This is a genomic window from Acinetobacter geminorum (assembly GCF_013009345.1).
Lineage (GTDB): Bacteria > Pseudomonadota > Gammaproteobacteria > Pseudomonadales > Moraxellaceae > Acinetobacter > Acinetobacter geminorum.
In genome coordinates, this window is sequence record NZ_JABELE010000029.1 from 1 (window position 1) to 23793 (window position 23793).

General features: G+C 37.9%; 23 protein-coding genes, 2 tRNA genes and 1 pseudogene. 15 read left to right on the plus strand and 11 right to left on the minus strand.

Annotated features, from left to right (window positions below; translation table 11 throughout):
* Nucleotides 1-115 precede the first annotated feature (115 nt).
* Both HJG58_RS17925 and HJG58_RS17930 read left to right on the plus strand, forming a co-directional pair.
* Nucleotides 116-192, plus strand: a tRNA-Arg gene (locus HJG58_RS17925).
* Nucleotides 193-299: 107 nt separating this feature from the next.
* A complete protein-coding gene (locus HJG58_RS17930; protein WP_170249748.1) occupies nucleotides 300-893 on the plus strand; it encodes an HAD-IB family hydrolase in 594 nt (197 codons plus the stop codon).
* Between the two features lie 62 nt (nucleotides 894-955).
* Here the strand turns inward: HJG58_RS17930 and HJG58_RS17935 are convergent, their stop codons facing one another.
* Nucleotides 956-3235 (minus strand): beta strand repeat-containing protein, encoded by a 2280-nt coding sequence (locus tag HJG58_RS17935; protein WP_216076601.1) that lies wholly within the window; start codon nucleotides 3233-3235, stop codon nucleotides 956-958.
* Nucleotides 3236-3607: 372 nt separating this feature from the next.
* Here HJG58_RS17935 and HJG58_RS17940 point away from each other — a divergent pair, with 372 nt between their 5' ends.
* A complete protein-coding gene (locus tag HJG58_RS17940) occupies nucleotides 3608-3727 on the plus strand; it encodes a hypothetical protein (protein WP_228130857.1) in 120 nt (39 codons plus the stop codon).
* 88 nt (nucleotides 3728-3815) lie between these two features.
* Nucleotides 3816-3892: transfer RNA gene (locus tag HJG58_RS17945), tRNA-Arg, on the plus strand.
* A 113-nt stretch (nucleotides 3893-4005) separates the two neighbouring features.
* Here HJG58_RS17945 and HJG58_RS17950 read toward each other — a convergent pair.
* Nucleotides 4006-4698, minus strand: coding sequence for a nitroreductase family protein (locus tag HJG58_RS17950; protein ID WP_170249749.1), 693 nt, complete (start codon nucleotides 4696-4698; stop codon nucleotides 4006-4008).
* 223 nt (nucleotides 4699-4921) lie between these two features.
* On the opposite strand from HJG58_RS17950, the gene HJG58_RS17955 reads away from it, so the two are divergent.
* A complete protein-coding gene (locus tag HJG58_RS17955; RefSeq protein WP_086399105.1) occupies nucleotides 4922-5419 on the plus strand; it encodes a YcxB family protein in 498 nt (165 codons plus the stop codon).
* A gap of 39 nt (nucleotides 5420-5458) precedes the next feature.
* Nucleotides 5459-6100, plus strand: a complete 642-nt coding sequence (locus HJG58_RS17960; RefSeq protein ID WP_086265325.1) for a fumarylacetoacetate hydrolase family protein — start codon at nucleotides 5459-5461, stop codon at nucleotides 6098-6100.
* A gap of 100 nt (nucleotides 6101-6200) precedes the next feature.
* Here the strand turns inward: HJG58_RS17960 and HJG58_RS17965 are convergent, their stop codons facing one another.
* The gene (locus HJG58_RS17965; RefSeq protein ID WP_130172988.1) at nucleotides 6201-7448 is read right to left on the minus strand and encodes a YihY family inner membrane protein; all 1248 of its coding nucleotides are present in this window, start codon (nucleotides 7446-7448) and stop codon (nucleotides 6201-6203) included.
* A gap of 361 nt (nucleotides 7449-7809) precedes the next feature.
* Here HJG58_RS17965 and wrbA point away from each other — a divergent pair, with 361 nt between their 5' ends.
* Nucleotides 7810-8412, plus strand: a complete 603-nt coding sequence (gene wrbA / locus HJG58_RS17970) for an NAD(P)H:quinone oxidoreductase (protein WP_171545335.1) — start codon at nucleotides 7810-7812, stop codon at nucleotides 8410-8412.
* Nucleotides 8413-8463: 51 nt separating this feature from the next.
* Here wrbA and HJG58_RS17975 read toward each other — a convergent pair whose 3' ends face one another.
* The 3 genes from HJG58_RS17975 to HJG58_RS17985 form a co-directional block, all read right to left on the minus strand.
* Nucleotides 8464-9039, minus strand: a complete 576-nt coding sequence (locus HJG58_RS17975; RefSeq protein WP_002119547.1) for a xanthine phosphoribosyltransferase — start codon at nucleotides 9037-9039, stop codon at nucleotides 8464-8466.
* 72 nt (nucleotides 9040-9111) lie between these two features.
* Entirely contained in the window at nucleotides 9112-9825 is a 714-nt protein-coding gene (locus tag HJG58_RS17980; RefSeq protein WP_086399109.1) for a DUF3108 domain-containing protein, read from the minus strand.
* Between the two features lie 157 nt (nucleotides 9826-9982).
* Complete coding sequence (locus HJG58_RS17985; RefSeq protein ID WP_170249751.1) at nucleotides 9983-10654, minus strand: hypothetical protein; 672 nt, start codon at nucleotides 10652-10654, stop codon at nucleotides 9983-9985.
* 232 nt (nucleotides 10655-10886) lie between these two features.
* Between HJG58_RS17985 and HJG58_RS17990 the strand changes: the two genes are divergently transcribed.
* Entirely contained in the window at nucleotides 10887-11771 is an 885-nt protein-coding gene (locus HJG58_RS17990) for an energy transducer TonB (RefSeq protein ID WP_170249752.1), read from the plus strand.
* 52 nt (nucleotides 11772-11823) lie between these two features.
* On the opposite strand, the gene ybeY is transcribed toward HJG58_RS17990, so the two are convergent.
* Genes ybeY through miaB form a run of 3 tightly spaced genes read right to left on the minus strand, consistent with a single transcriptional unit; the run spans nucleotide 11824 to nucleotide 14887 of the window.
* Nucleotides 11824-12300, minus strand: coding sequence for an rRNA maturation RNase YbeY (ybeY, locus tag HJG58_RS17995; protein WP_170249753.1), 477 nt, complete (start codon nucleotides 12298-12300; stop codon nucleotides 11824-11826).
* 9 nt (nucleotides 12301-12309) lie between these two features.
* Complete coding sequence (locus tag HJG58_RS18000; protein ID WP_199964081.1) at nucleotides 12310-13398, minus strand: PhoH family protein; 1089 nt, start codon at nucleotides 13396-13398, stop codon at nucleotides 12310-12312.
* Nucleotides 13399-13435: 37 nt separating this feature from the next.
* Nucleotides 13436-14887 (minus strand): tRNA (N6-isopentenyl adenosine(37)-C2)-methylthiotransferase MiaB, encoded by a 1452-nt coding sequence (gene miaB, locus HJG58_RS18005; RefSeq protein WP_170249754.1) that lies wholly within the window; start codon nucleotides 14885-14887, stop codon nucleotides 13436-13438.
* A 287-nt stretch (nucleotides 14888-15174) separates the two neighbouring features.
* Between miaB and HJG58_RS18010 the strand changes: the two genes are divergently transcribed.
* The 4 genes from HJG58_RS18010 to HJG58_RS18025 all read left to right on the plus strand — a co-directional run bounded on the left by HJG58_RS18010 (nucleotide 15175) and on the right by HJG58_RS18025 (nucleotide 19456).
* Nucleotides 15175-17118 (plus strand): lytic transglycosylase domain-containing protein, encoded by a 1944-nt coding sequence (locus tag HJG58_RS18010; protein ID WP_170249755.1) that lies wholly within the window; start codon nucleotides 15175-15177, stop codon nucleotides 17116-17118.
* A 56-nt stretch (nucleotides 17119-17174) separates the two neighbouring features.
* The gene (locus HJG58_RS18015; protein WP_170249756.1) at nucleotides 17175-17837 is read left to right on the plus strand and encodes a ribonuclease T2 family protein; all 663 of its coding nucleotides are present in this window, start codon (nucleotides 17175-17177) and stop codon (nucleotides 17835-17837) included.
* A gap of 211 nt (nucleotides 17838-18048) precedes the next feature.
* Nucleotides 18049-19035 (plus strand): malate dehydrogenase, encoded by a 987-nt coding sequence (locus HJG58_RS18020; protein ID WP_170249757.1) that lies wholly within the window; start codon nucleotides 18049-18051, stop codon nucleotides 19033-19035.
* Nucleotides 19036-19210: 175 nt separating this feature from the next.
* A complete protein-coding gene (locus tag HJG58_RS18025) occupies nucleotides 19211-19456 on the plus strand; it encodes a DUF2789 family protein (RefSeq protein ID WP_068563827.1) in 246 nt (81 codons plus the stop codon).
* A 63-nt stretch (nucleotides 19457-19519) separates the two neighbouring features.
* Here HJG58_RS18025 and HJG58_RS18030 read toward each other — a convergent pair whose 3' ends face one another.
* Together HJG58_RS18030 and HJG58_RS18035 are read right to left on the minus strand one after the other, a co-directional pair.
* Nucleotides 19520-20047: a hypothetical protein gene (locus HJG58_RS18030; RefSeq protein WP_032054606.1), complete on the minus strand. Its 528-nt coding sequence runs from the start codon at nucleotides 20045-20047 to the stop codon at nucleotides 19520-19522.
* A gap of 67 nt (nucleotides 20048-20114) precedes the next feature.
* On the minus strand, nucleotides 20115-20720 hold the full coding sequence (locus tag HJG58_RS18035; RefSeq protein ID WP_170249758.1) for a 2OG-Fe(II) oxygenase: 606 nt from the start codon (nucleotides 20718-20720) through the stop codon (nucleotides 20115-20117).
* Between the two features lie 117 nt (nucleotides 20721-20837).
* Between HJG58_RS18035 and HJG58_RS18040 the strand changes: the two genes are divergently transcribed.
* The 3 genes and pseudogenes from HJG58_RS18040 to HJG58_RS18050 all read left to right on the plus strand — a co-directional run bounded on the left by HJG58_RS18040 (nucleotide 20838) and on the right by HJG58_RS18050 (nucleotide 23702).
* On the plus strand, nucleotides 20838-21695 hold the full coding sequence (locus HJG58_RS18040; protein WP_016143005.1) for a 23S rRNA (adenine(2030)-N(6))-methyltransferase RlmJ: 858 nt from the start codon (nucleotides 20838-20840) through the stop codon (nucleotides 21693-21695).
* 41 nt (nucleotides 21696-21736) lie between these two features.
* On the plus strand, nucleotides 21737-22570 hold the full coding sequence (gene pssA, locus HJG58_RS18045) for a CDP-diacylglycerol--serine O-phosphatidyltransferase (protein WP_002119541.1): 834 nt from the start codon (nucleotides 21737-21739) through the stop codon (nucleotides 22568-22570).
* A gap of 17 nt (nucleotides 22571-22587) precedes the next feature.
* Nucleotides 22588-23702, plus strand: a pseudogene (locus tag HJG58_RS18050) (DUF6670 family protein).
* Nucleotides 23703-23793 lie beyond the last annotated feature (91 nt).

Genomic DNA, 23793 nt, shown 5'->3' on the forward strand with positions numbered 1-23793 from the left:
CGCTCATAGCTCAGCTGGATAGAGCACTTGGCTACGAACTAAGGGGTCGGGAGTTCGAATCTCTCTGAGCGCACCAAGTAAAATAGAACGAATCGCTGAAAGGCACACAAGTTACGCGCTCATAGCTCAGCTGGATAGAGCACTTGGCTACGAACTAAGGGGTCGGGAGTTCGAATCTCTCTGAGCGCACCAACTTGAAGAATTAACCGCTTTTATAGCGGTTTTTTTGTGCTTGTTTTTTAGTAATTTTAAAAAAATCTAAATTTATAACTTTTTAATTATATTAGAGATAATCATAAATGAATCTAGCTTTATTTGATTTTGATGGCACGATCACTCATAACGATACATTCAGTCGATTCCTTAAATTTTCTTTAAATAAAAAAACTCAAATACTAGGTGGTATTCGACTTGCACCTTATATAGCGGGTTATAAGCTTGGATGGGTAACCGATAAAACTATCCGAACTAAACTCTGTCAGGTGGGATATGTAGGCTATGATGCGAATTCCCTAAAATATATGGGACAAGAGTTTGCTAAAAAGGTGCTTCCTACCTGTGTGCGTCAAAATGCTTTGAAACGTATTCTTTGGCATAAACAACAAGGTGATCAGGTTGTTGTTGTATCTGCATCATTAGGTGTTTATTTAGAAAGCTGGTGCCAATCTTTAGATTTAGACGTTATATGTAATCAACTTGAAATACGTGATGGTATTTTGACGGGTGATTTTATTAATGGTGATTGTGGTTATTTAGAAAAAGTAAATAGAATAAAAAACAAATATGATTTAACTCAGTATTCTACAATTTATGCTTATGGTGATACACCTAATGATTATGCAATGTTAGAGCTGGCGCATAAGAAATATTATAGATGGGAAGAAATGAATTAATATTTAAAGATATATTAATAAAGAAAGCCACTTGTAATTAGTGGCTTTCTTTTAATGACTTATTAAACAGTATTGAAAGAGTTTTCTAAGAAGTTATCGGTAAGTAATGATGTAGGTACGATAGTATGCGTTGTATTAGTTACGCTTGATACTGTCGAAGTTACACCACCGAGTAAGCTACCACCAGTTAATCCACCTAGTAAATTAGAAATAACATCTAATCCGCCTTCACCAGTCACACCGCCCGTTAAGCTACCCACGATATCTGTTACGATGCCGATAGGGTTGTCTGTACCGCCAGTAACGCCACCAGTTAAGCCGCCTAGAAGGTCGGTCACTAAGCCAAGAGAACTATCACCATCTACGCCACCAGTTAAACCGCCAAGTAAATCAGTGACTAAGCCTAGTGAGCTATCTCCACCAGTAACCCCACCAATAGTTCCTGTCAATCCACCAATGATTTCTGTTACTAAGCCAGTAGCAGTTGTGCCATTTGTAATCAGCGTATCGAGAATACCGGTAGCAGATTCAGTAGCACCTTGAATGTCTCCACCCACTAGATCAGAAATGACTTCAAGCGTGCCATTTACTGTGTCACGAGAAGTTTCGAAAGTTAATGTGCCGAGGTCTGCAAGTTCAGAAACAGGATGTTCTGCTTGTGGAAGAATGCTGATAATTGTATCTGCAACTGTATCAATACCAGTGTTGATAATTTCAGTTTTTAAGCTTTCTACACCCTGAAGGATATCAATACCGCCTTGAACAACATCAATCACTGGAGAGATTGGAGAAGTTCCACCACCGATACCGCCAGTTACACCGCCAATAATGTCAGTAATTACTTCAAGTGGATTACCATCAACACCACCAGTTACGCCACCGATGATGTCAGTAATTACTTCAAGTGGGTTGCCGTCAACACCGCCAGTTACGCCACCGATGATGTCAGTTACGACTTCAAGAGGGTTACCACTAACACCGCCAATAATGTCGGTTACCACGCCAAGTGGGCTATCACCACTTGTTGCGCCGCCGATAATGTTATTAATAATTCCAGTAGCTGTTGTGCCATTTGTAATAAGCGTGCCTAGAATACCAGTGGCAGATTCAGTAGCACCTTGAATATCACCACCGACTAAATCAGAAACAGTTTCAAGAGCACCATTTACTGTATCACGAGAAGTTTCGAAAGTTAAATTGCCAAGATCAGCTAGGTCTGAAACAGGATATTCAGTTTGTGGAAGAATACCAATAATAGTATCAGCAACAGTGTCGATACCAGTATTGATGATCTCAGTTTTTAGGCTCTCTACACCTTGTAGAATATCAATGCCGCCTTGAACGACATCAATCACTGGAGCGATTGGGGATGTGCCATCACCGATACCGCCTGTTACACCGCCGATGATGTCAGTCACAACTTCAAGCGGATTACCGCTAACACCGCCAGTTACGCCGCCAATAAAGTCCGTTACGACTTCAAGAGGGTTGCCGCTAACACCGCCTGTTACACCGCCGATGATATCAGTCACAACTTCAAGCGGATTACCGCTAACACCGCCTGTTATACCGCCGATGATGTCAGTCACAACTTCAAGAGGGTTGCCATCAACGCCACCCGTTACACCACCCACTACATCGGTAACACTTCCAACCATACCAGTGACAATACCTGTAGCAGTTGTACCATTAGTGATTAATGTTTCAACGACACCAGTAGCAGACTCAGTTGCACCTTGAATGTCTCCACCCACTAGATCAGAAATGACTTCAAGCGTGCCATTTACTGTGTCACGAGAGGTTTCGAAAGTTAGAGTACCAAGATCGGCAATTTCAGAAACAGGGTGTTCAGTTTGAGGAAGGGCACCAATGATAGTGTCGGCAACAGTGTCGATACCAGTATTGATGATTTCAGTTTTTAGGCTTTCAACACCTTGAAGAATGTCGATGCCTCCTTGAACCACCTCGACGACTGGAGAAATTGGAGAGGTTCCACCACCAATTCCACCTGTAACACCGCCGATAATATTGGTTACGGCTTCAAGAGGATTGCCACCACTAATTCCGCCAGTTACTCCGCCAATAATATTAGTTACTGTGTCTACAGGACTTGTAGAACCGATACTGCCAGTAACAGTACCAACGGCATCAGAAACAAGGCCTGTTGTGGTTGTTGTAAGGATATTTGTTACTGTAGATAGAGTATCTGAAAGTAAACCAGAAGTTGATATCTGGCCTTCAACAGAAGAGCTACCAGTTACAGTAGTGTTCACCGATACAATATTACCCAAATCTTGAGTAACTTTAGATATCGAAGAAACAAGAGTTTTTAGTAAGAACATGTTGGTCTATTTCCTATATAATTTTGTATTTTTAAGTAAGTATTATTTATTGCGCTTTATAATTAATGAGATGTGTATCTCAATAATTGCGATTTAGTATTGGTTAGATATCAAAAGCTGTCAATGTGTATTTTTAGTCACATTTTTTGTTATCAAATAATATTTAAAGAAATAATAATTTATTTAATTTAGACATAAAAATAATAATAATTTTTATATTATATGATTTTAACTAATTATTTTTTTAATCATATTTTCACTTATTTGAAGCATTATCTTAGTTAAATTTCAAACAGTCTTATAATGGTTAGGTTCAACCAGAAATATATTATTTATATAATGTTGACTAAAATGGTAGCCTTTATCTTCTAGATAGATGGCAAAAAGCTTCAAAAACTCTATAAAACTTATTTGAAAAAAAATATTTCAGATACATCTTTGGTGAGCAAAGTTTCAATAATTTTAGCTACAAAGCTATGTAAACTAGAGTGATGGCTAAGAACTAAACGTTTGATGACAGAAAGATGAAAAAAGGCTTCCTAAGCCTTAAAAAATGCGTATAATGCGCAACATCAAGTACGCGCTCATAGCTCAGCTGGATAGAGCACTTGGCTACGAACTAAGGGGTCGGGAGTTCGAATCTCTCTGAGCGCACCACTTGAAGAATTAACCGCTATATAGCGGTTTTTTTTGTGCCTGTTTTTTATTATTTCAATTTAAAAGCTAGTGCTCATGGCAACCAGCTCTTAAGTGATTTAAAGTGGAAAAAATTAGCCAAATGTTTTAAAACGGCTTTCGTCTTCAATAAAAGCTTTTTCACCTGCTTCGCCTTCAATTGAACCAAATACTAATTGGGCTCTTAGTTTCCATTGTGCAGGAATATCAAAAGCAGCATTAATTTTCTCATCGATAATTGGATTGTAATGTTGTAATGAAGCTCCGATACCTTGTTCAGCCAATACGTTCCACACAGCAAATTGTGCAATTGCTGTTGAGTGTTCAGACCAGACTGGGAAATTATCAGCATACAATTCAAATTGCTCTTGTAGGCCTTTAATCACATCTTGGTCTTCAAAAAATAAAACTGTACCAGCGCCCGCTGCAAAACTTTGAATTTTTTGTTCAGTTCCTGCTAGTGCTCCGGCAGAAACAATAGTTTTTAATACATCTAAAACAATATTCCAGAAGTTTTGATGAGATTGATTAAATAAAATAACGACACGAGATGATTGAGAATTAAACGCTGAAGGGCTATGTTTGACTGCCTCTTGAATTAACCCTTCAAGTTCCGAAGGAGTATATTTTAAGTTTTTCCCGATCGAATAAATAGAACGACGTTTTTTAATTAATTCTAAAAAGCTTGGCTGATTGAAAAGAGGGAGATCTTGAGTGGTTTGGGTAACCACATCTTTTGAGACTGTTGCTTTTTGCTTTAAGCCAAATAATTTTGCAAAAAAAGACATGAGACATTCCACTAAGAAGGTGATGCTCTTATTGTAGAAATTTTAAAAACTGAAATAAGCTCAAAAAATATGAATCTACGTTCTATATATGCAACGTAGACTGATCCTCCAATTGCAAATAAGCTCCACTTTTAAACAAAATAAAAAATAGCCTGTGATTCATTTTAAAGCTGAAATGAATATGCTCTAATAGTTTCGATTTATTGAGTATTGATGCAGTGCAATGACTGAGCAAAAAACAGCTTTATCTTTACGTTACTATTTGAATTTAGAAGAGTCACAAGATGGATTTTCATTAGTGACATTTGGGAAAAAGCAATTTACCCGTTTTCTTACACCTGCGATTAGTATCGCAATTATTATTTGGGGATTTTATTTAGGTCTCTCTGGTGTTGGACGATATTATGTCGGGTTAGGCGTGTTTTTTCTGGTGATGCAAGGTCTGATGCGTTACTGGCTTTTACCCATGTTATTTAAGCGTCAATTTGTCCGTTACCAGTTTGGAAAGAGTGAGCAGGGAATCGACCTATATCAAGATTATTTTGAGCTATATGCCAATGGCCGTAAGCAAGTAGTGCAGTATGCGGATGTACAAACTTTTGCTAAAGGTAAGTTGACCTACATGCTTGAGCTAAAGAATAAAACTGTAATTATTGTACCAAAGCGTGCCTTTGCACAGGTTTCAGATCAAACCATATTTGAAAATACATTTAAGAAATAAATTTTTAGAATTATTAGCCGCAACAACAAAGGAAGCCTCATGAATACACGTCCTTCAAAAATCGTTTGCGTGGGCAGAAGTTACGCCGATCATGTCAAAGAATTAAATAATGCTATGCCTGAAAGGCCTATATTATTTATTAAACCGCCTAGTAGCTTGATTGGTTTAAATGACGGTATTTCTTGGAATCCGGCTTGGGGCAGTTGTCATTTTGAGTGTGAATTGGTTTTACGTATTGACCAACCTTTGAAAGGTGAAACTGACCCTGAAAAAGCTTTAAAAGCGGTTGGGGCAGTGACTTTAGGCCTTGATTTAACAATGCGTGATTTACAGAATGATCTGAAAAGTAAAGGCCACCCATGGGAGCGTGCTAAAGCTTTTGATGGTGCTTGTGTTTTGGCAGACTGGGTCGATTTGAGCGAAATTACAGATTGGCAAGAGACCAAATTCACTTTCCATATTAATGATGAATTACGTCAAGATGGAAATACTGCACTATTAATGTTTACTATTGGTGATCTGTTAACTGATATTAATCAGGTATTTTCACTAGAACCGGGTGATGTGATTATGACAGGTTCACCTGCTGGTGTTGGACCATTACATGCAGGTGATCAGTTGAAAATGACATTAAAAGGGGCAACGCAAGATTTTTCATGGGAAACTTTTGTAAAAGCATAACTTATTCTAAGTTGCTAATAAAAAACCCTATTATTTTTCAATAATAGGGTTTTTTATTAGTTAGGAATGAATGTTTATATTATTGAATGGCTCTGTTGTTTTATTTCTCTTCAAAAATTGTTGAAAGTGGAATAGAAAGTTTGGCAGCTAAATAATCATTAGACTCGACAAGAGCTGGTCCAATTTTTTCCATCCACTCATCGTCATCGTGTACATTTTGAACATCTTGACGTAAAGGTAATGGGTATGGAAGTGCTGTAAAAAAACTCCAGAAATCAACTTGGGACAAATTGCGTGCTAGAACATATTCATCTTTATCGGTGCGTTTAACCAAATTTTGTTCTTCAAGTAAAAGTACATAAGCTGGCCAACGGCCAATTTCTCCACGCCCTAAAATTTCTAGAGCCTCTTTGTCACTTACGCTTTCACCGAGTTTTTGCTTTTTATAAAATAACTCAAGAACATCTAATAACATTAGAACAGGGTGCCGTTTTTGCTCTTTACCTGAATGAAATGCAGTTAAAGCAAAACTTACTTCTACTCCTAATAAAATAATATTCCAAGAAAGAAAGATCCATAGAAGGAAAATGGGTACTGCTGCAAATGCACCATAGATAAGTTCATAGCTAGTAAAATTTGACATTACAAAGCTAAAAAAGTTTTTGAGTATTTCAAAAAGTACAGCACTTAAGCAGGCAGCTATACCTGCTGAATATATAGGGACTGTTCGATTTGGAATCGTCCAGTACAAAATGAAAAAGCCAACAATAGTTAATAGAAAAGAAATAAACCAGAGTATGAAAGCTCCATCAAGTTGATAGCCAGCAAAGTTATTGCTAAGAACATTCATTGAGGCAACTGTAGATGAAATGACGAATGCGCTTCCTAAAATAATTGGGCCTAAGGAGATGATCGTCCAATAACGCATAAAACCCACAATGCCACTACGGGTTTCTTTAACGCGCCAAATACGGTTAAAGACAGTTTCAATCGAGGTGAGCATTAAAACTGTAGTGACGAATAAAAACAGCACACCAATAACGGTTAAGTTGCTAGATTTTTCTGTAAAAGCATTTAGCGCTTTATCAAATGCGATCGTGCTCTTTGGTAAAAAATTACTATAAATTAAATGTTGGAGCTGTTGTCTTGCGGGTTCTAACGCTTTAATCGAAGAAATGATTACTAAAAAGACAGTTAACATCGGCACAACGGCAAATAGCGTTGTGTAAGTGAGAGACCCAGCTTGTTCGCGGCATCGATCAGCTTCAAAACGCTTAAATACATATAAAACGAACTGAAACCAGGTCTTATTATAAAAAGGAAGCTTACTTAAAAAACGTTGTAACATGCGTCGTCTATCCCGATTTTTTTAATCATCATGTTGGGCGATTGATAACTTATCAAAGTATGAGCTTAAATACTCAAATAGTAGATTAGAGCAAAACAATAACTTATAGAATGAAAGACATTCTGTAAGTTTACTATGCGCTATAGAAAGAATTGTAGCCATAAAATTTTTTCAAAAAAGTAGGCTTTCTGTTGTCTGAGCAAGGGTTTACCAAAAGTAGATAAACCTTTTACTCGACGAGTTTAAGAAATTTGCTCGTGTTATCCTTTGTGCTACAGCATCAATCACCGCTAGAATTTCATAAAGTTGGTTTCGCCAAAAAAATAAAAAATCCCGTATAGTGTTCTTTTTAACAAAATTTATGAAACCGATGCAACCTTACATTCTTGTACTTTATTACAGCAAATATGGTTCTACTAAAGAAATGGCTCATTTAATTGCCAACGGTGTTGAGTCTGCGGGTATGTCAGTGAAAATTCGGACAGTGCCAAATATTGCTCCAGTCGTCACAATCGCTGAGCCAAGCATTCCTGACGAAGGGGATATTTACTGTACCTTAGATGATCTAGCGAATTGTGCAGGTTTGGCGTTAGGTTCGCCAACCCGTTTTGGCAATATGGCAAGTGAAATGAAATATTTTTGGGATCAAACGACGAGTCTTTGGCTCAACGGGGCATTACATAATAAACCTGCTTGTGTTTTTACTTCTTCTGGTTCAATGCATGGTGGGCAAGAAAGTACTTTACTCACTATGCTACCACCGTTATTTCATCATGGGATGATGATTATGGGATTACCAAATGCAATTCCAGCGTTATCTAACACTAAAACAGGTGGAACACCCTATGGTGCTAGCCATGTAAGTGGACCGCGTCATGACCAAAACTTAAGTCAGGATGAAAAGATTTTGTGTGAAGCTCAAGGCAAACGTTTAGGAGAAGTTGCTAAGAAGCTTTTAGTTTAATTTTGAGCAAATAAAAAAGAGCGGATATCCGCTCTTTTTTAGATGTACATCTTATTCTTTTACAAAAGTAACTTTGCCATCTGTAAGAGAGTGAACACGTGCTAATGATTCAACGCGGTAGCCTTTTTCAAGCAATAAATCACGACCTGGCTGGAATGATTTCTCAATCACAATACCCACACCAACAACTTCTGCATTTGCTTGGTGAATTAAATCAATCAATCCTAATGCTGCTTGACCATTTGCCAAGAAGTCATCAATAACTAATGCTTTATCAGTTGAATGAAGGTGCTTATTTGAAATCGCAATAGTACTTTCAGTTTGTTTAGTAAAACTAAATACTTTTGAACGATATAAATCATCTTTTAAAGTCAATGACTGATATTTGCGAGCAAAAATTACAGGTACACCAAGTTCTAAACCTGCCATGATTGCAGGTGCAATACCTGATGCTTCAATGGTAATAATCTTGGTAATCCCTGCATCTTTAAAGCGAGCAGCAAATTCTTTACCAATCTGCTGCATTAATACAGGATCAATTTGGTGGTTTAAGAAAGCGTCGACTTTCAAGACTTGATCAGATAGAACGATACCTTCTGTTAAGATTTTCTGTTCTAGTGCGTGCACGGGAGAATCCTCTAGACGGATGCTTTTTAAAGCAAATGCGTATTTTAAAAAGCATCCAAAAAAATGCAAGCTTTAATTCGTCTTACCTGTATAACTTGTTAATAACAACCCATAAGAAGTTTTACCATCAATATGGCTTACTTTAACAGGTAAATAGTCTAATTTTGGTGCTAGCCAAAAGATTGTGCTGCGTTCAGGCTTTTTGTGTTGTAAAACGACTTTAATGGTATCGAATGTTCCATAAGAGGTTTTAATTTTCTCATTACCTTGTTTTACAAATCGACGGTTTTCAACTTCTTTTGCATCTGCAAGGGGGTAAGATGCTTTAAGAGAACCATTTTTTAAGTCTTCACGAAGCTGTAACTCTGCATTTAGCTCATCAAGAACACCTGCCTGCCAAGCGAATGAACGGGCTTTATCATCTTTCTTTGTAGAAATGATTTTGCTATTGGGATTGAAGTTAATACTCATGGTGTTGTTATGAATCAAAATTTTGCTGGTGCGGCTAAAACTTTGAGACCCGATTTTGCCATTAGTGAAACTGAATTTACTTGTTTCACTTGCAGAAGCAATTCCACCTGCTTTTGCAGTGAAATTATAAGTCCAGTTATTACCTTGCTGGCTTAAGGCACGTGTAGCCGTACCCATACCCTTGTTATTATAAGTAAACTGATAATTTGCCTGAAATGGGCTCATGGCAAGAGCATGACTTGAGAAGCCTGCAAAAAGCAAAGTTGTTGAAATACCTGTTGCGATGCCAAATGATTTCAGAAATTTTGTTGCCATAAGTAAGTATCCTTGTACAGACTAAAAAGTCAGTGCTGATGCATCTGTAACTTAAACATATTATGCCTGTTGATCATGGAGAAAAAATCAGGATTTATGCTAAATGTGTAATCTATTTGTGTTTTTTGGCAGCCAATTAATTTTCATTTATAACGATTTATTCATCTTTTTGCTGGATTGGCGTTATTTCTGAATCTTCTAATTCATTTTCAAAATCGTCATCCTGATCACGAGAAAGTAAGGCTGCTAAATTCACATTTCCAAACACGACTAACTCAGCTTCACGAACTCTTGCATAATTTACATGTACTTTGCCTAAAGTCTCGATGATGCTGGCTTTTTTACCAAACCAACGATTGAGATCAAGGAATATAAGTTCGTCGCGTTCTTCTGCTACATTAAAACGTTCAAGAATCATCCCCAAAGGGTCTTTTTTCAAAATTTTATGGTAGTAAAAAACTGCGGCTTTTACGGCGATCTTTTGCCAAAAGTTTTTATATTTCGCTTCAATAATTTGTGTATTACTAATTTGTTCAAAAACTAAAAGTTGTTGTTCTTTATTAAATTCCATCTGAATCAATTTTAAATCAACCGATAGTGTGGTTTCTAAACCTTTTACATGCATGGTTGCATATAACCTTAACCAGTCATGATAAAGATCTGCATGTAGGTCATCTAAAAACTCAACATTATTGGTCACGTAACGTTGCAAAGTAGCATTCAGAAAGGTTTGCGATAATGTAAAATCTCTTTCTTCCTCAATGAATGCTTCTGCTTTTTTATAGACTTTTTGAAGGCGTCTGACTAATGAGGAAAATAGCGTTTGCATAAAAGAACTTCCAAAAGATAATTTACTAAAGAGCCCACACAATCTTTATTATGATAAAAAACGGGTTTTGATATTGCAGTGTAACAAATTTAATTGATACATTTTGACAAAATGAAAATGGATAAAACCATATATTTGAAGTGAATCACACTTTTATCCATATTTGAATATCAGTTTGTATTTTATTCGGTATTAAACCGTGGGGAAAAGGCATTTATATGCTTTTAAGATTATGTTGAACAAAAGAAGTTTATCCATAGAGCCTTTTCATTATTGGTGGCAAGACCGAGTCTTTATTGCTGCAACAATATTGGCAATCTTACTGCATATTTTTGTATTACTCATTCACTTTGCCATGCCTAGCCCCTCAGAGCGATCTACTAAAGAAATTGCAATTTCAATTCGGCCAAGCAATGAGCCAGTTGTTCAGGCAGATTTTTTGGCACAAGCAGACCAGCATGGTTCAGGTGCATTTCGTGAAGCTCATCGGACTTCTAGTGATACTCCAAATCCGATGCTTAGTGATGCTTCAACTGGGAATGCAGAGTTAGAAACTTTGCAAAAGATTCAGCAACAAAGAGAGCTTAAATTTGAAGAAAAAGTTCTAATGACGGTTTTGAGTTGGCAGAAACAAACGGATGCAAGCCAAAGAAAAAAAGAACTAGAACAACTACAAAGTCAATTTCAAGCAAAAGCTGCAATGGTCGCGAGCCTAGAAGCTCAATATTTACAACGTCAGCAAGATTTCAGTCGTCAACAAAAAATAAAAACAGTCGATGGTATTCAAGCCAAGAAAGATGCTTCAGCAGCTTATTTAGATAAGTTCCGTGAAAAAGTAGAGTTGTATGGTAATCGCTATTATCCAGAAGAGGCCAAACAACAACAGTTAAGAGGTGAAGTTCGTTTAATGGTGATTTTGAATGCTCAAGGCGGAATTCGTGCAATCCGTTTGCTTGAAAGCTCAGGGCATTCAATACTTGATGAGGCTGCAAAAGCTTCAGTACGTCGCGGTGCGCCATTTGGGCATTTTGATGCAAATATGAAAGATATTTCGGAGTTGCGTATTGTACGTACTTGGCGTTTTGACCCAGCTGAAGCTGAATTTGAGGTTCACTAATTAAAAAAATGTGGATAACTTTTAGGATATCCACATTTTAAGAATCATCGCCTTATTCCTGATAAGGATTTGAAATATTGAGTTTTGCTAAAATTTCAATTTCTAAGCCTTCCATTTCTTCTGCATCATCATCACTAGTTTCGTGGTCATAACCGAGTAAATGTAAAACACCATGAACTAATAGATGCGCAAAATGATTTTGGGCAGTTTTTTTCTGCTCTAATGCTTCTTGTAATACCACCGGAATACAAATAACTAAATCACCTAGAGGTAAGGCATCTAGCATTGGTAGAACTTCTTCTGGAATATCACTTGGAAAAGATAAAACATTAGTTGGTTTATCTTTTTCTCGGTATTGCAAGTTGAGTTGCTGACTTTCGTCCAGATCAACGCAAGCAACCCCAATTTCACAATCTTCTTTATAACCAACGTGGCGTAAAGTTGTCTCAATAATTTTTTTGAGTTGAGCTCGTTTGAGCTCTAACTCAGGTGATTGAAAGTCTTGTTGTAAACTTAAACTGATTTTCAAAATGAATCCTTAAGCATCCTGATGTTGCAAGTCTGCTGCTGTATCGTTTTCAGCAACTAATGCTTCTTGACGTGCTTTGCGTTCAGCACGTGCTTCAGCATTAAGACGCTGTTGTTCACCATCCCATCCTTCATACGCTTCAACAATTTTTTGAACAAGTTGATGACGTACAACGTCACGGGAATGGAAACGGGTAATATGAATTTCTTTAATATTCTCGAGTACACGTAGTGCATGTGCCAAACCAGATTGTTGACCTCGAGGTAAATCTACTTGGGTAATGTCACCTGTAATCACTGCACGAGAGCCAAAACCTAAACGGGTCAAGAACATTTTCATTTGTTCAGGCGTTGTATTTTGAGCTTCATCCAAAATTACAAATGAATGGTTAAGTGTGCGACCACGCATATATGCAAGAGGTGCAACTTCAATCACTTGACGCTCGATTAACTTGGCAACTTTTTCGAAGCCCAACATTTCGTAGAGGGCATCGTAAAGAGGACGTAGATATGGGTCGATTTTCTGGGTTAAATCACCAGGTAAGAAACCGAGCTTTTCTCCTGCCTCTACCGCAGGGCGGACAAGTAAAATGCGCTGGATTTCATTACGTTCTAACATGTCCACTGCGGCAGCAACTGCTAAATAGGTTTTACCTGTACCCGCAGGGCCAACACCAAAAGAAATATCGCTTTGCAAAATACGCTGTACGTAGCGTTTTTGATTGGCACCACGTGGGTTAATACGCCCTTTTCGAGTCTGGAAGTAGACATCCATTGGTGCATCATGTTCATCCATCTCTTCTCCAACTAACTCGAAATTACGTTCAGTTTGAGAGGATTGAATTAACAGATGTAATAGATCGGCACTAATTTGCTGGGATGCTTCAGACTCTTCATAGAGTCGTTGCAATAATGCTTCGGCTCTCCCAACAGCATCAATCTCACCATCGATATGAAAAACATCTCCACGATGAGTAATTTTGACATCTAAACGCTGTTCAATTTGCTTAAGGTGCCCATTATAGGCACCCAAGATGCTCTTTAAACGTTCCATTGAAACTTCAGGAAATGTTACGGTACGTCGAATCGCTGCAGTCAAGAGAAAACCTTTCAGTAGACTTTAGAATACCTCTACATTACGCCACGTCAGGCTCAAGATTCAAGAGTTCACCGTAAACTAAATTTAAAGTTTTAATTTCAGTAATCTCGATCTCTGCAAAACGTCCAACCCAAGCAGCATCACCTACAAAAGTGACTAGACGGGTATTGTCTGCTGTACCTACTAAAATATTAGGGTCTTGATCAGAGACTTTTTCAATAAGAACACGTTCAATTTTGCCAAGCATTGCGTCAGTTTTTTCAATGCTAGATTGTTTAATCACTTTTTGAACTTGAGCTAAACGCTCTTTTTTAACGTGTTCAGGCGTAGTATCAGGTAAGTCTGATGCAGGTGTACCCGGACGTTTTGAATAGACAAAACTATATGAGTGATCAAAATCTAAGTCTTTGATAAATTGAAGTGTTTCGGCGAATTTTTCATCAGTTTCACCAGGGAAACCAATAATAAAGTCACTTGATAAGTGCATATCAGGGCGTATTTTTCTTAATTTGGCAATCTTGTCGATATAAACATCAATCGTATGATTTCGTTTCATTGCCTGTAAAACATCATTAGATCCACTTTGAACAGGCAAGTGTAAATGTGACACCATTTGAGGTAAATCTTCATAGCACTGAATGAGCTCGTCAGAGAACTCAAGTGGATGCGATGTTGTATAACGTAAACGTCCAATACCCGGAATTTCTGCAACGAGTCGTAACAATTCAGGGAAAGTACAGATGCCACCTTCGAAGGTTTCTCCGCGGTAACCATTTACATTTTGACCAAGAAGTGAAATTTCACGGACACCTTTTTCAGCAAGACCTGCAATTTCTGCAAGTACATCATCTAATGGGCGAGAAACTTCTTCACCGCGTGTATATGGAACTACACAGAAAGAACAGTATTTAGAGCAGCCTTCCATAATAGAAACGAATGCTTTAAAACCTTCTACACGTGGTTCAGGTAAAAAGTCGAACTTTTCAATGTCTGGGAAAGAAATATCAACCAGTTTGATTTTATCTTTTTTAGGTTTTTCTACTTGAGCATTATGTTGATCAAGCATTTGTGGTAAACGGTGTAATGTTTGTGGACCAAAAATCATGTCTACATAGGGTGCACGTTTTTGAATGTTGTCACCTTCTTGAGAGGCAACACATCCACCGACACCAATCACAAGATCAGGATTTTTATCTTTTAGTTTGCGCCAGCGACCTAATTCACTAAATACTTTTTCCTGCGCTTTTTCGCGAATAGAACATGTATTCATGAGCAGAATGTCTGCTTCATTAGGGTTGGTCGTCAAAACGTAGCCGTGAGAATCCCCTAAAAGGTCTGCCATACGGTGACTGTCATACTCATTCATCTGACACCCTTGAGTTTCAATATAAAGTTTTTTTATTGAAACATCAGTGGTGTGCGTTGGCTGGGTAACAGTGTTTTCTGAGGCAGCTTTGGCACCATTGGGAATGAAGGTTTGAACCGTCATGCAGGCTCCTAACAGATCGATCTAAAAAAGAATAAATTGGCCCAAAATGGGTCAAACCATTTATTATAGCAGTATTTGAGCTGAACCGATAACTGTAAAATTTCAGAACATGACAAGGTTTTTGTGAAGTAAATTAGGTGAATTTTAATGATGTTGAATCATAGAGTTACATAACACAACAAAAGAAAGCATGAAGAATAATTAAACTATGCGTTGAAGGTGAATAGTCAGGGTTTAGCACATTTATGAGACCAAGTAGAAAGAGCTCATCAATCCATAGTCGTGTAATGAAAAATAAATATATGCATCGTAGCTGGTTAGGAGCTATGTGTTTACTTGGTTGTTCATTTACCTATGCTGCTGAAGAGCAGTTCAATGATGCATTAAATGCTGCAAATAGTGGTAATACCGCGTTATTAGATCAATATCAGCTTGCAATGCAAAATGATGTGTTGGGATATTACCCAGAATATTGGAAACTTAATACAAACCTTGGGTTTCAACCTGCTGCCTCTATCATAAGCTTTGCTCAACGCTACCCACAATCAGCAATGGCTGAAAAATTATCAGCAGATTATGTTGAAGAAAAAGTTAAACAAGCTGACTATGCATCTGCTCAACCTGTCTTATCTTATGTTACCAATCCTGACCAAGCCGAAAATTGTGCTTTAGCACAGGTGCGGGCGAAAAGTGGCGATGCGTTAGTTTTTGCTGAATATAAAGATGTTTGGTTAGCAACTGAATCCCAGCCGGAATCATGTGTCGGTTTAGGGCGCATGATGTTATCTAGTCCTTTAATGAGCGCACAAGATAAACAACAGCGTCTCTGGGTACAATTACGTGCTGGTTTATCTGGACAGGCTCTTGCGACTGCTCAAAGTTTAGGAATAAATCTCTCCTTAGCTCAGCTTAACCAAATTCAGGCCAACCCACTTAATTATTTGTGGAGTGCGCCTAAGACAAATGATGCAGATTATGCTTATTTGATTTTTGCTTTAGGGCGTTTAGCTAATAATGACTTAAGTAATGCTTTTTCAAATGTGCAGCGTCTTGCCCAAGGTACACCACAAAATGTACAAAAATATTTATATCGTACGGTAGCCTATATTGGTGGTACTACGGTCATGAAAAATAATTTTAATCGTGAAGTTCTACAATACTTTGATGCAAGTTATGGTTACCCATTAAGTCCGGAAGAAGCCGAAATTTATGCGCGTCAGGCGATTAGATTTGGTGCGTGGGAAAGTTTAATTCGTGCTATTGATAGTATGACGGTAACCCAAAAACAAGAAGATCGTTGGCAATATTGGTTAGCACGTGCGACAGAGCAACGTGGCGATAGTGCTTCTAAAGCAACCGCACAACAAATTTATAGAAAACTGGCTCAGGCTGGTGACGACTATCATAATCTTTTAGCAAAAGATCGTTTAGGTGAGCGTTATAACCATCAACCTTATGATGATCAGCCGACAGCAAGTGATTTAAGACGTTTAGATCAGAATATTCACTTTAACCGTGCTTTTACTTTAAGACGTATTAATGCAAATCCAACTTATACCAACCGAGAGTGGAACTGGGCAGTTCGTCAAGCCTATCTTCAGCATGACGATGGTTTACTTTTAGCTGCAGCAAAGCGTGCTCATGATATGGGATGGTTTGATCGGGCAATTTATGCAGCAGATCGCACAACAAATAAGCACAATGATACTTATCGCTATGTGACTCCCCATAAGACTAATGTCGTAAGTCATAGTTACAATGCAGGAATTGATCCAGCGTGGGCTTATGGTTTAATGCGTCAGGAAAGTCGGTTTGTTACCTCTGCACGTTCTCATGTTGGAGCAGGTGGTCTTATGCAGATTATGCCTGGTACAGCGAAGTTGATTGCACGACAAATGGGTGAAACTTATAATCCTGCTGCATTAAGTGAAATGAATACCAATATTCGATATGGAACATTCTATTTATCAATGATTCAGGGACAATTAAGCAATAACCCTGTTTTAGCAACAGCAGGTTATAATGCAGGGCCTAATCGGGCTAGACGTTGGCAACCGGACTATCAACCCATTTCGGCTGACCAATATACAGAGACAATTCCATTGTTAGAAACCAGAGACTATGTCAAGCATGTTATGACGAATGCAACACATTACGGCGTAATATTGGGTCAAGGTGCCCAGTCCTTATCGCAACGTATGAAAGTCATTCCAATGCGTACGTCGCCTTAACTTAAGGTGGTTGATGATGGATCTTCTTTTAATTGGCATATTCAAGTTTTAATTAAATGAAATATACATATTTGGAACTTCGTTCAATTTTGCAACTTGCATGGTGGTTTATCTGTGCAGGGCTAGGATTGATGAGTTCCGTTTTACATGCCCAACCTGTTAATTTACAGGGGTATGTTATGCATGTGCAAATGACACCAGCTGCATGTGCATTAGATCCTTCTAAACAAAAACAACGTAAATGTCTTGAAGGATATTCACTGACAATTACAGGTCTTATGCCTGAAACAACTAAAACTGATTGTTCCACAGAAAGTTCGGCCACTCTCTCTCCATTACAAGCTAAAGTCGTGGCTCGGGTTATGCCCGATAATAATGCTCGTGTGCAGTTATGGAAAAATGTAGGGGGGTGTGTTCCTATGAATGCGAGCCAATATTTTCGTACGGTTATTAACTTTGCTGAACGTTTAAAAATTCCGGCTAGTCTCACAAGTTCAACAAATGTTGAAATGCAACAATCCGCATTAAGACAGCAATTTGTTCGCCTTAATCCTAGCTTACCCCAAAATGGTATCCGTTTTAGTTGTCAACTATCGCGTTCGGATGTGGTCTTAACAGAAGTGAAAGTTTGTTACACGGTAAAGGGCCAATATAAACAATGTGCAAATCATGTGGTATCGAACTGCCCTGGTGAAATCATGATTAAAGGTAGTTACTAAAGGTGACATCCATTTCATAAAAAAATGCTCACCATACATTGAATCTATTTGTAAAGATTAATTTGTATTTTCTATCAGACTTTTGGTGAAAACGGGTCGCTTTTACATGCATCTGCCAAATCTTTAGAGTACAATCTTTGCCGTTTATGATGATTTGGTTAGATGGAATTCCTATTTAGCCCGATTAAGGACACTCATTGGAGACAATTACATGAAGCAACCCGTTCGTGTTGCCGTGACTGGCGCTGCAGGTCAAATTGGTTACAGCTTATTATTCCGTATCGCAAGCGGTGAAATGTTAGGTAAAGATCAACCTGTTATTTTACAATTGCTTGAAGTTCCAGTTGAAAAAGCACAACAAGCGCTTAAAGGCGTAATGATGGAACTTGATGACTGTGCTTTCCCTTTATTGGCTGGCATGATCGGGACTGATGATCCGAAAGTTGCATTTAAAGATGCTGACTACGCTTTATTGGTAGGTTCTCGTCCACGTGGTCCTGGTATGGAACGTGCTGACTTGTTAAAAGTTAACGGTGAAATTTTCATCGGTCAAGGTCAAGCATTAAACGAAGTTGCTAGCCGTGACGTTAAAGTATTAGTTGTAGGTAACCCTGCAAACACTAATGCTTACATCGCAATGAAATCTGCACCAGATCTTCCTGCGAAAAATTTCACAGCAATGTTGCGTCTTGATCACAACCGTGCGTTAACTCAACTTGCTCAAAAAGCTGGCGTTGCAGTTTCTGATATCGAAACAATGACAGTTTGGGGTAACCACTCTCCAACAATGTATGCTGACTACCGTTTTGCAACTGCAAATGGCGAAAGCTTAAAAGACAAAATCAACGATGCTGCTTGGAACAAAGATGTGTTCCTTCCAACTGTTGGTAAACGTGGTGCTGCGATCATTGAAGCACGTGGTTTGTCTTCTGCTGCTTCTGCTGCTAACGCTGCAATTGATCATATGCGTGATTGGGCACTTGGCACAAACGGCAAATGGGTAACTATGGGTATTCCATCTGATGGTTCTTATGGTATTCCTGAAGGCGTAATGTTCGGTTTCCCTGTAACGACTGAAAATGGTGAATATAAAATCGTTCAAGGTTTAGAAATTGACGAATTCAGCCGTGAACGTATTAACGTTACGTTGAATGAACTTGAAGAAGAACGTGCTGCAGTTGCTGACATGTTGAAATAATTTATCTTATAGATAAATGTAAAAAAGCACTCTTTTATAGAGTGCTTTTTTATTAAATTATTAGAAGGGAAACACAAAAAGCAACAAGAAAATATAGACACTATCATGCAAGTAAAAACGTTTTATTGATAGATTAGTTAATAGATGATTTAAAAGAAGTTATAGGAGAATAACAATGTTTGAGCAGCAACCTACTTTAGAGCTTTTATTTGATCAGTTGGGTTTAGCTTCTGATGAAGCAAGTATCGAAAATTTTATTAAGACACATCAAATACCAGCCGAACAGAAATTACATGAAGCTTCTTTTTGGTCAAAGGGCCAAAGTGATTTTTTAAAAAGTCATTGGGAAAAAGATGATGAGTGGATTGTGGTTATTGATGAGCTTAATGAGCAACTGCATGAAGACAGTGTAAAAAAATAATTTCATAAAAATAAAGCCTGTTTTACACGTAATGCGTAAAACAGGCTTTATTACATTAAGAGTTTAATGTGTCTTTACTTTTAATTGATCTTTATACCATGGCTCATGACGTACAAGGTCAAATACAGGTTGGCCATGAAGTAATTCAAGATCACATGTAGACGTTGATAAATATTTAGTTAACCAATGTCGTGTCAACGCTGACTCTTGTCGTGCTGCTGACGCATAGGCCAAGAAGAAATAGATATCAGCATGTTCATGATGTGCTAATGGCTTCAAAATTTGTTGAGTAATCAACGCAAAACGTTTTTCTTTATTTAGTTCAAAATAAAGCATATACGCTTTGGCTAAGTGTAAAGACAAATTAAGATATAAGCTCAATGGCATTTCTTCATATTCCATCCGAGCTTGTTCAAGCAAAACAATAGCTTCTTGTAGAAAATGTAGCTGTTCTTGGCGAACACGACTTAATACTACAAGTTGCATGCGTAACTCAGCACGCTCTAAAGCAAGCTCAGGCGTATTTTCAGTCAAATAAAGTTGGTCTGTTTCACCAATTCGGTTCACAATTGTTTTACTTTCAATAGACATACGCCATCACCTTTTTTAATCAATAGCTTTTATATCGGGTTCATTTATCAAATTTAAAGAGTAACCTTTAAACCCAAATAGAATTTCCACTACGAAGCCAAGCCGTAATAGATAGCCTTTGTTGTTTTGAAATTAATACTTCATGTAATAAATCGCTTTGAAATATTACCAGTCGATTGGGTTCGGGATTAACAATATGCCATTTCTCATTTTTATCTTGTAGTCGCAATTGTCCTCCCCAATCTTCTTGCCATTCTGGATGTAAATAATAGACAGTTGAGATAATACGATCATTTTTTTGTTGAGGATTGTCTCGATGTAAAGCATAAAATTCACCCAAATTATAACGAGCAAAATGAGCTTCAACCTCTTTAATCCCTAAATAGAATGCTTGATTTAGACTTTGTGAAAATAAAGTTAAGGTTGCAATATGTTGCTGAGCAATAGGGAGTTGATCATTAATCCAAAGAATATGGTCACTACGAATATTACTTACAACGCCGTTTTGAATGCCTGCTTCTCTAAACTCATCCATATGATGGCTACATTCTTGAGAAACCTGTGCGCGATATTGATCTGGATATGCTTGATTTATAATGGCAAAGCCATGCGCATTTAAATCATCTAAAATTTGATCCAAATTCCATGAATCAGGAAGTGAATGAGAGTGCATATAACCTCGAGTAGATCGTAAAAATATCAAGCAGCTCTATTTTAGATGATCACAACCTTACGAAAGAATATTTTTTTCATGTTAAACTATTTGTTGAATTGAGGAATTAAAGTCAACATGAATTACCGTCACCATTTCCATGCGGGCAACTTTGCAGATGTTATGAAGCATGTGCTTTTGCTACAGCTGCTCAACCGTTTAAATGCTAAAGATAAACCTTATCGTTATATCGATACGCATGGAGGGGCAGGCAAATATGATTTATCTCTGGCACCTGCGCAAAAGTCTGGAGAGTTTCTCACAGGCATTCATCGTCTAGTTCAACTATCTGATATGGAAAAGCGTCAGGCACCTGAAGCAATCCAGCAATATTTGAAGTTAGTAGAACAATTGCGTTCTGAAGAAGGTAAGGGGAGTTATCCAGGTTCTCCTTGGTTTGCTTTGCAAGGCATGCGTGAAATCGACAAGGCGACTATATTTGAAATGCAGCGCGATGTATTTCAGCAATTACGCCATAACATTCGTGATAAACGTGCAGGTTTACATGAGCGTGATGCATACGAAGGCTTGCTCGGTGTAATTCCGCCAAAAGAAAAACGCGGTCTGGTTATGATCGACCCTCCTTACGAATTAGAACGTAAAGACTTTCCACAATTAGTTGAACTTTTACAACAAGCTTATAAAAAATGGCCAACGGGCGTTTTTGCAGTTTGGTATCCAATCAAAGACCGAGCGATGATTGAACGTTTTGAAAAGAAAATGTTTAAAACGGGTATTCGCCGTCAGTTAGTTTGTGAAATTTGTGTATGGCCAGATGACACACCTGTAGGTCTAAATGGTTGTGGCTTATTAGTGATTAACCCGCCTTGGCAGTTCTCTGAACAAGCAGACCAAGCACTACAGTGGTTATTCCCGCATCTTCGTATGCAAGAAACTGGTGGTCATGCTGCTGTTCGCTGGTTGGTAGGTGAGTAACAGTTAACTTAAATCAATGCACATGTTTGGAATAGAAAATAATGACAAATGCGCCTAAACCAGAGCAAGATTTAACTCATAATGAACATTCATTTGATGGGATTACATTTGAAGTGGTTGAAGAAGAAGATAATCCGGAAGGGCAAAAAGTAAAGCGCCGAGGTATTTATCTTTGGCCTAACTTAATCACAACCGCTGCTCTGTTGTCCGGTTTCTATTCCATCATTGCAAGTATGAATGGGGATTTTAACCAAGCGATCTATGCCATTTTTATTGCAGCGCTATTAGATGGCTTAGATGGTCGAGTTGCTCGAGCAATTGGCGCACAAAGTGCTTTTGGCGAACAATATGATTCTCTCTCGGACTTGTTAGCATTTGGTGTGGCTCCAGCAATGCTGATGTATAGCTGGAGTTTGCATGATTTAGGTCGTATTGGTTTGGCTTGTTGTTTTGTTTATACAGCATGCGCAGCCTTCCGACTAGCGCGTTTTAATGTGCAAATTGGCGTTGTTGATAAGCGTTATTTTATCGGCATTGCAAGTCCACTCGCTGCTATTATCATTATTTCACTCGTTTGGGTTGCTCGCGATTATCCTTTCATTTTTGATTTACGTGATATTGCGATTCAAACTATTAATGCTGTTCTTATGGTAATTGTGGGATTACTCATGATTTCCAATATTAAATATTATTCTTTCAAGCAGATGGATCGTAAACGCGTTCCGTTTGTAGTTATGTTGCCAGTAGTACTGATTTTTGCGGCAATCACTTATAATATTCCAATGGGTATTTTGACAGTTTCAATTATCTATGCTCTATCTGGTTTTGTTACAACTTTATTTGCACGGAAGAGTAATGAAACACTAAAAACATAAAATAGAAGAGGTTCAGTATGCCTAAGTTGATAAGTGAAATTAATCAATTACAGCAGCTGGGCCCTAATGCTAAACAGGGGGTTGTTTATCAACCTTCTCGTGGCTTTTTTAAAATTGTTTATCAAGGCTTGATCCTTCCAAATTTACCAACCCCACTTCGTTATTTTAATTACATTAGTTTAGTGGGACAGCCACGTATTCCTCTGTGTTATAACGCCCACAGCATTACAACTTCAGCTATCGACACTGCAACAGTGCTTGTAAGTAATAGCCAACATAGTGTGGGACATTTAAAAACGTATTCTATTCGACGCCAATGTCAGTTTGATTCGACGCTATATCAATTTGATAAAACTGATCTTATTCAATGGCAAATTCCCATGATTCGCCTTCAGCGATTAGATCCAGAAATGGGATGTGATCTTACGATTCAGATTTCAGAAAACATATCTAATGCCTCTGCTTTGCAGTGGGGTGTTTCTGACTATTGGTCAACACTATGCGTATGTGAAGGTGAAATTTTTTATAAAGGACAGAAATATCAAATTGAAGGGTTGGGGCGATTTAAACACGCGCGAGCTTTGCATTTGCCGTTCTTATCTTTATGTTTCTATACGTGCCAAATTATTAACTTAAATGAAACTACGCAGCTTACATTCTTACAAATAAGAAATCAGTGGAATATCATCCTATGTTCAAGATTAGATATTCAAGAATTTGGAAAGCCTGTTGAAAGTTTTACAGAAGACGTAAATTTACATATCCACAGAGTTTATCCAAAGGTTAAAACACCGAATGGTAAAGAGATGTACTTGCCTAGGGAGTTTTCTTGGCAATGTGAGAAAAATGGAAAAATAATCTTTGAACTTTATGCACAAAGTCGTGGTGATTATAAGTTTGGGTTGGCGGCTGGATATGTAGGAAGCTTTCAATATCAATTAAGCTGGAATGAACAGTGTCTGCAAGGAGAGGGTGGATACTGTGAATATATTGATTGTCGTCCACTTAGATGGCAAGAAAAGAATCAAGACGAGAAAATTTTAGATAAATTGATGCTTTTACAACCATGTTTATATAAAAAATGACTATTTTTATCACTTTTTGATTAAAAAGTGAGCTGTTGTTGCACTAATATTAAAAAAGGTATTGCAAAGGGAATGTAATGGTCTATAATGCACATCCATCGGCGGTGATGCAGATAGAAACTTGTTGAAAAACAGTTA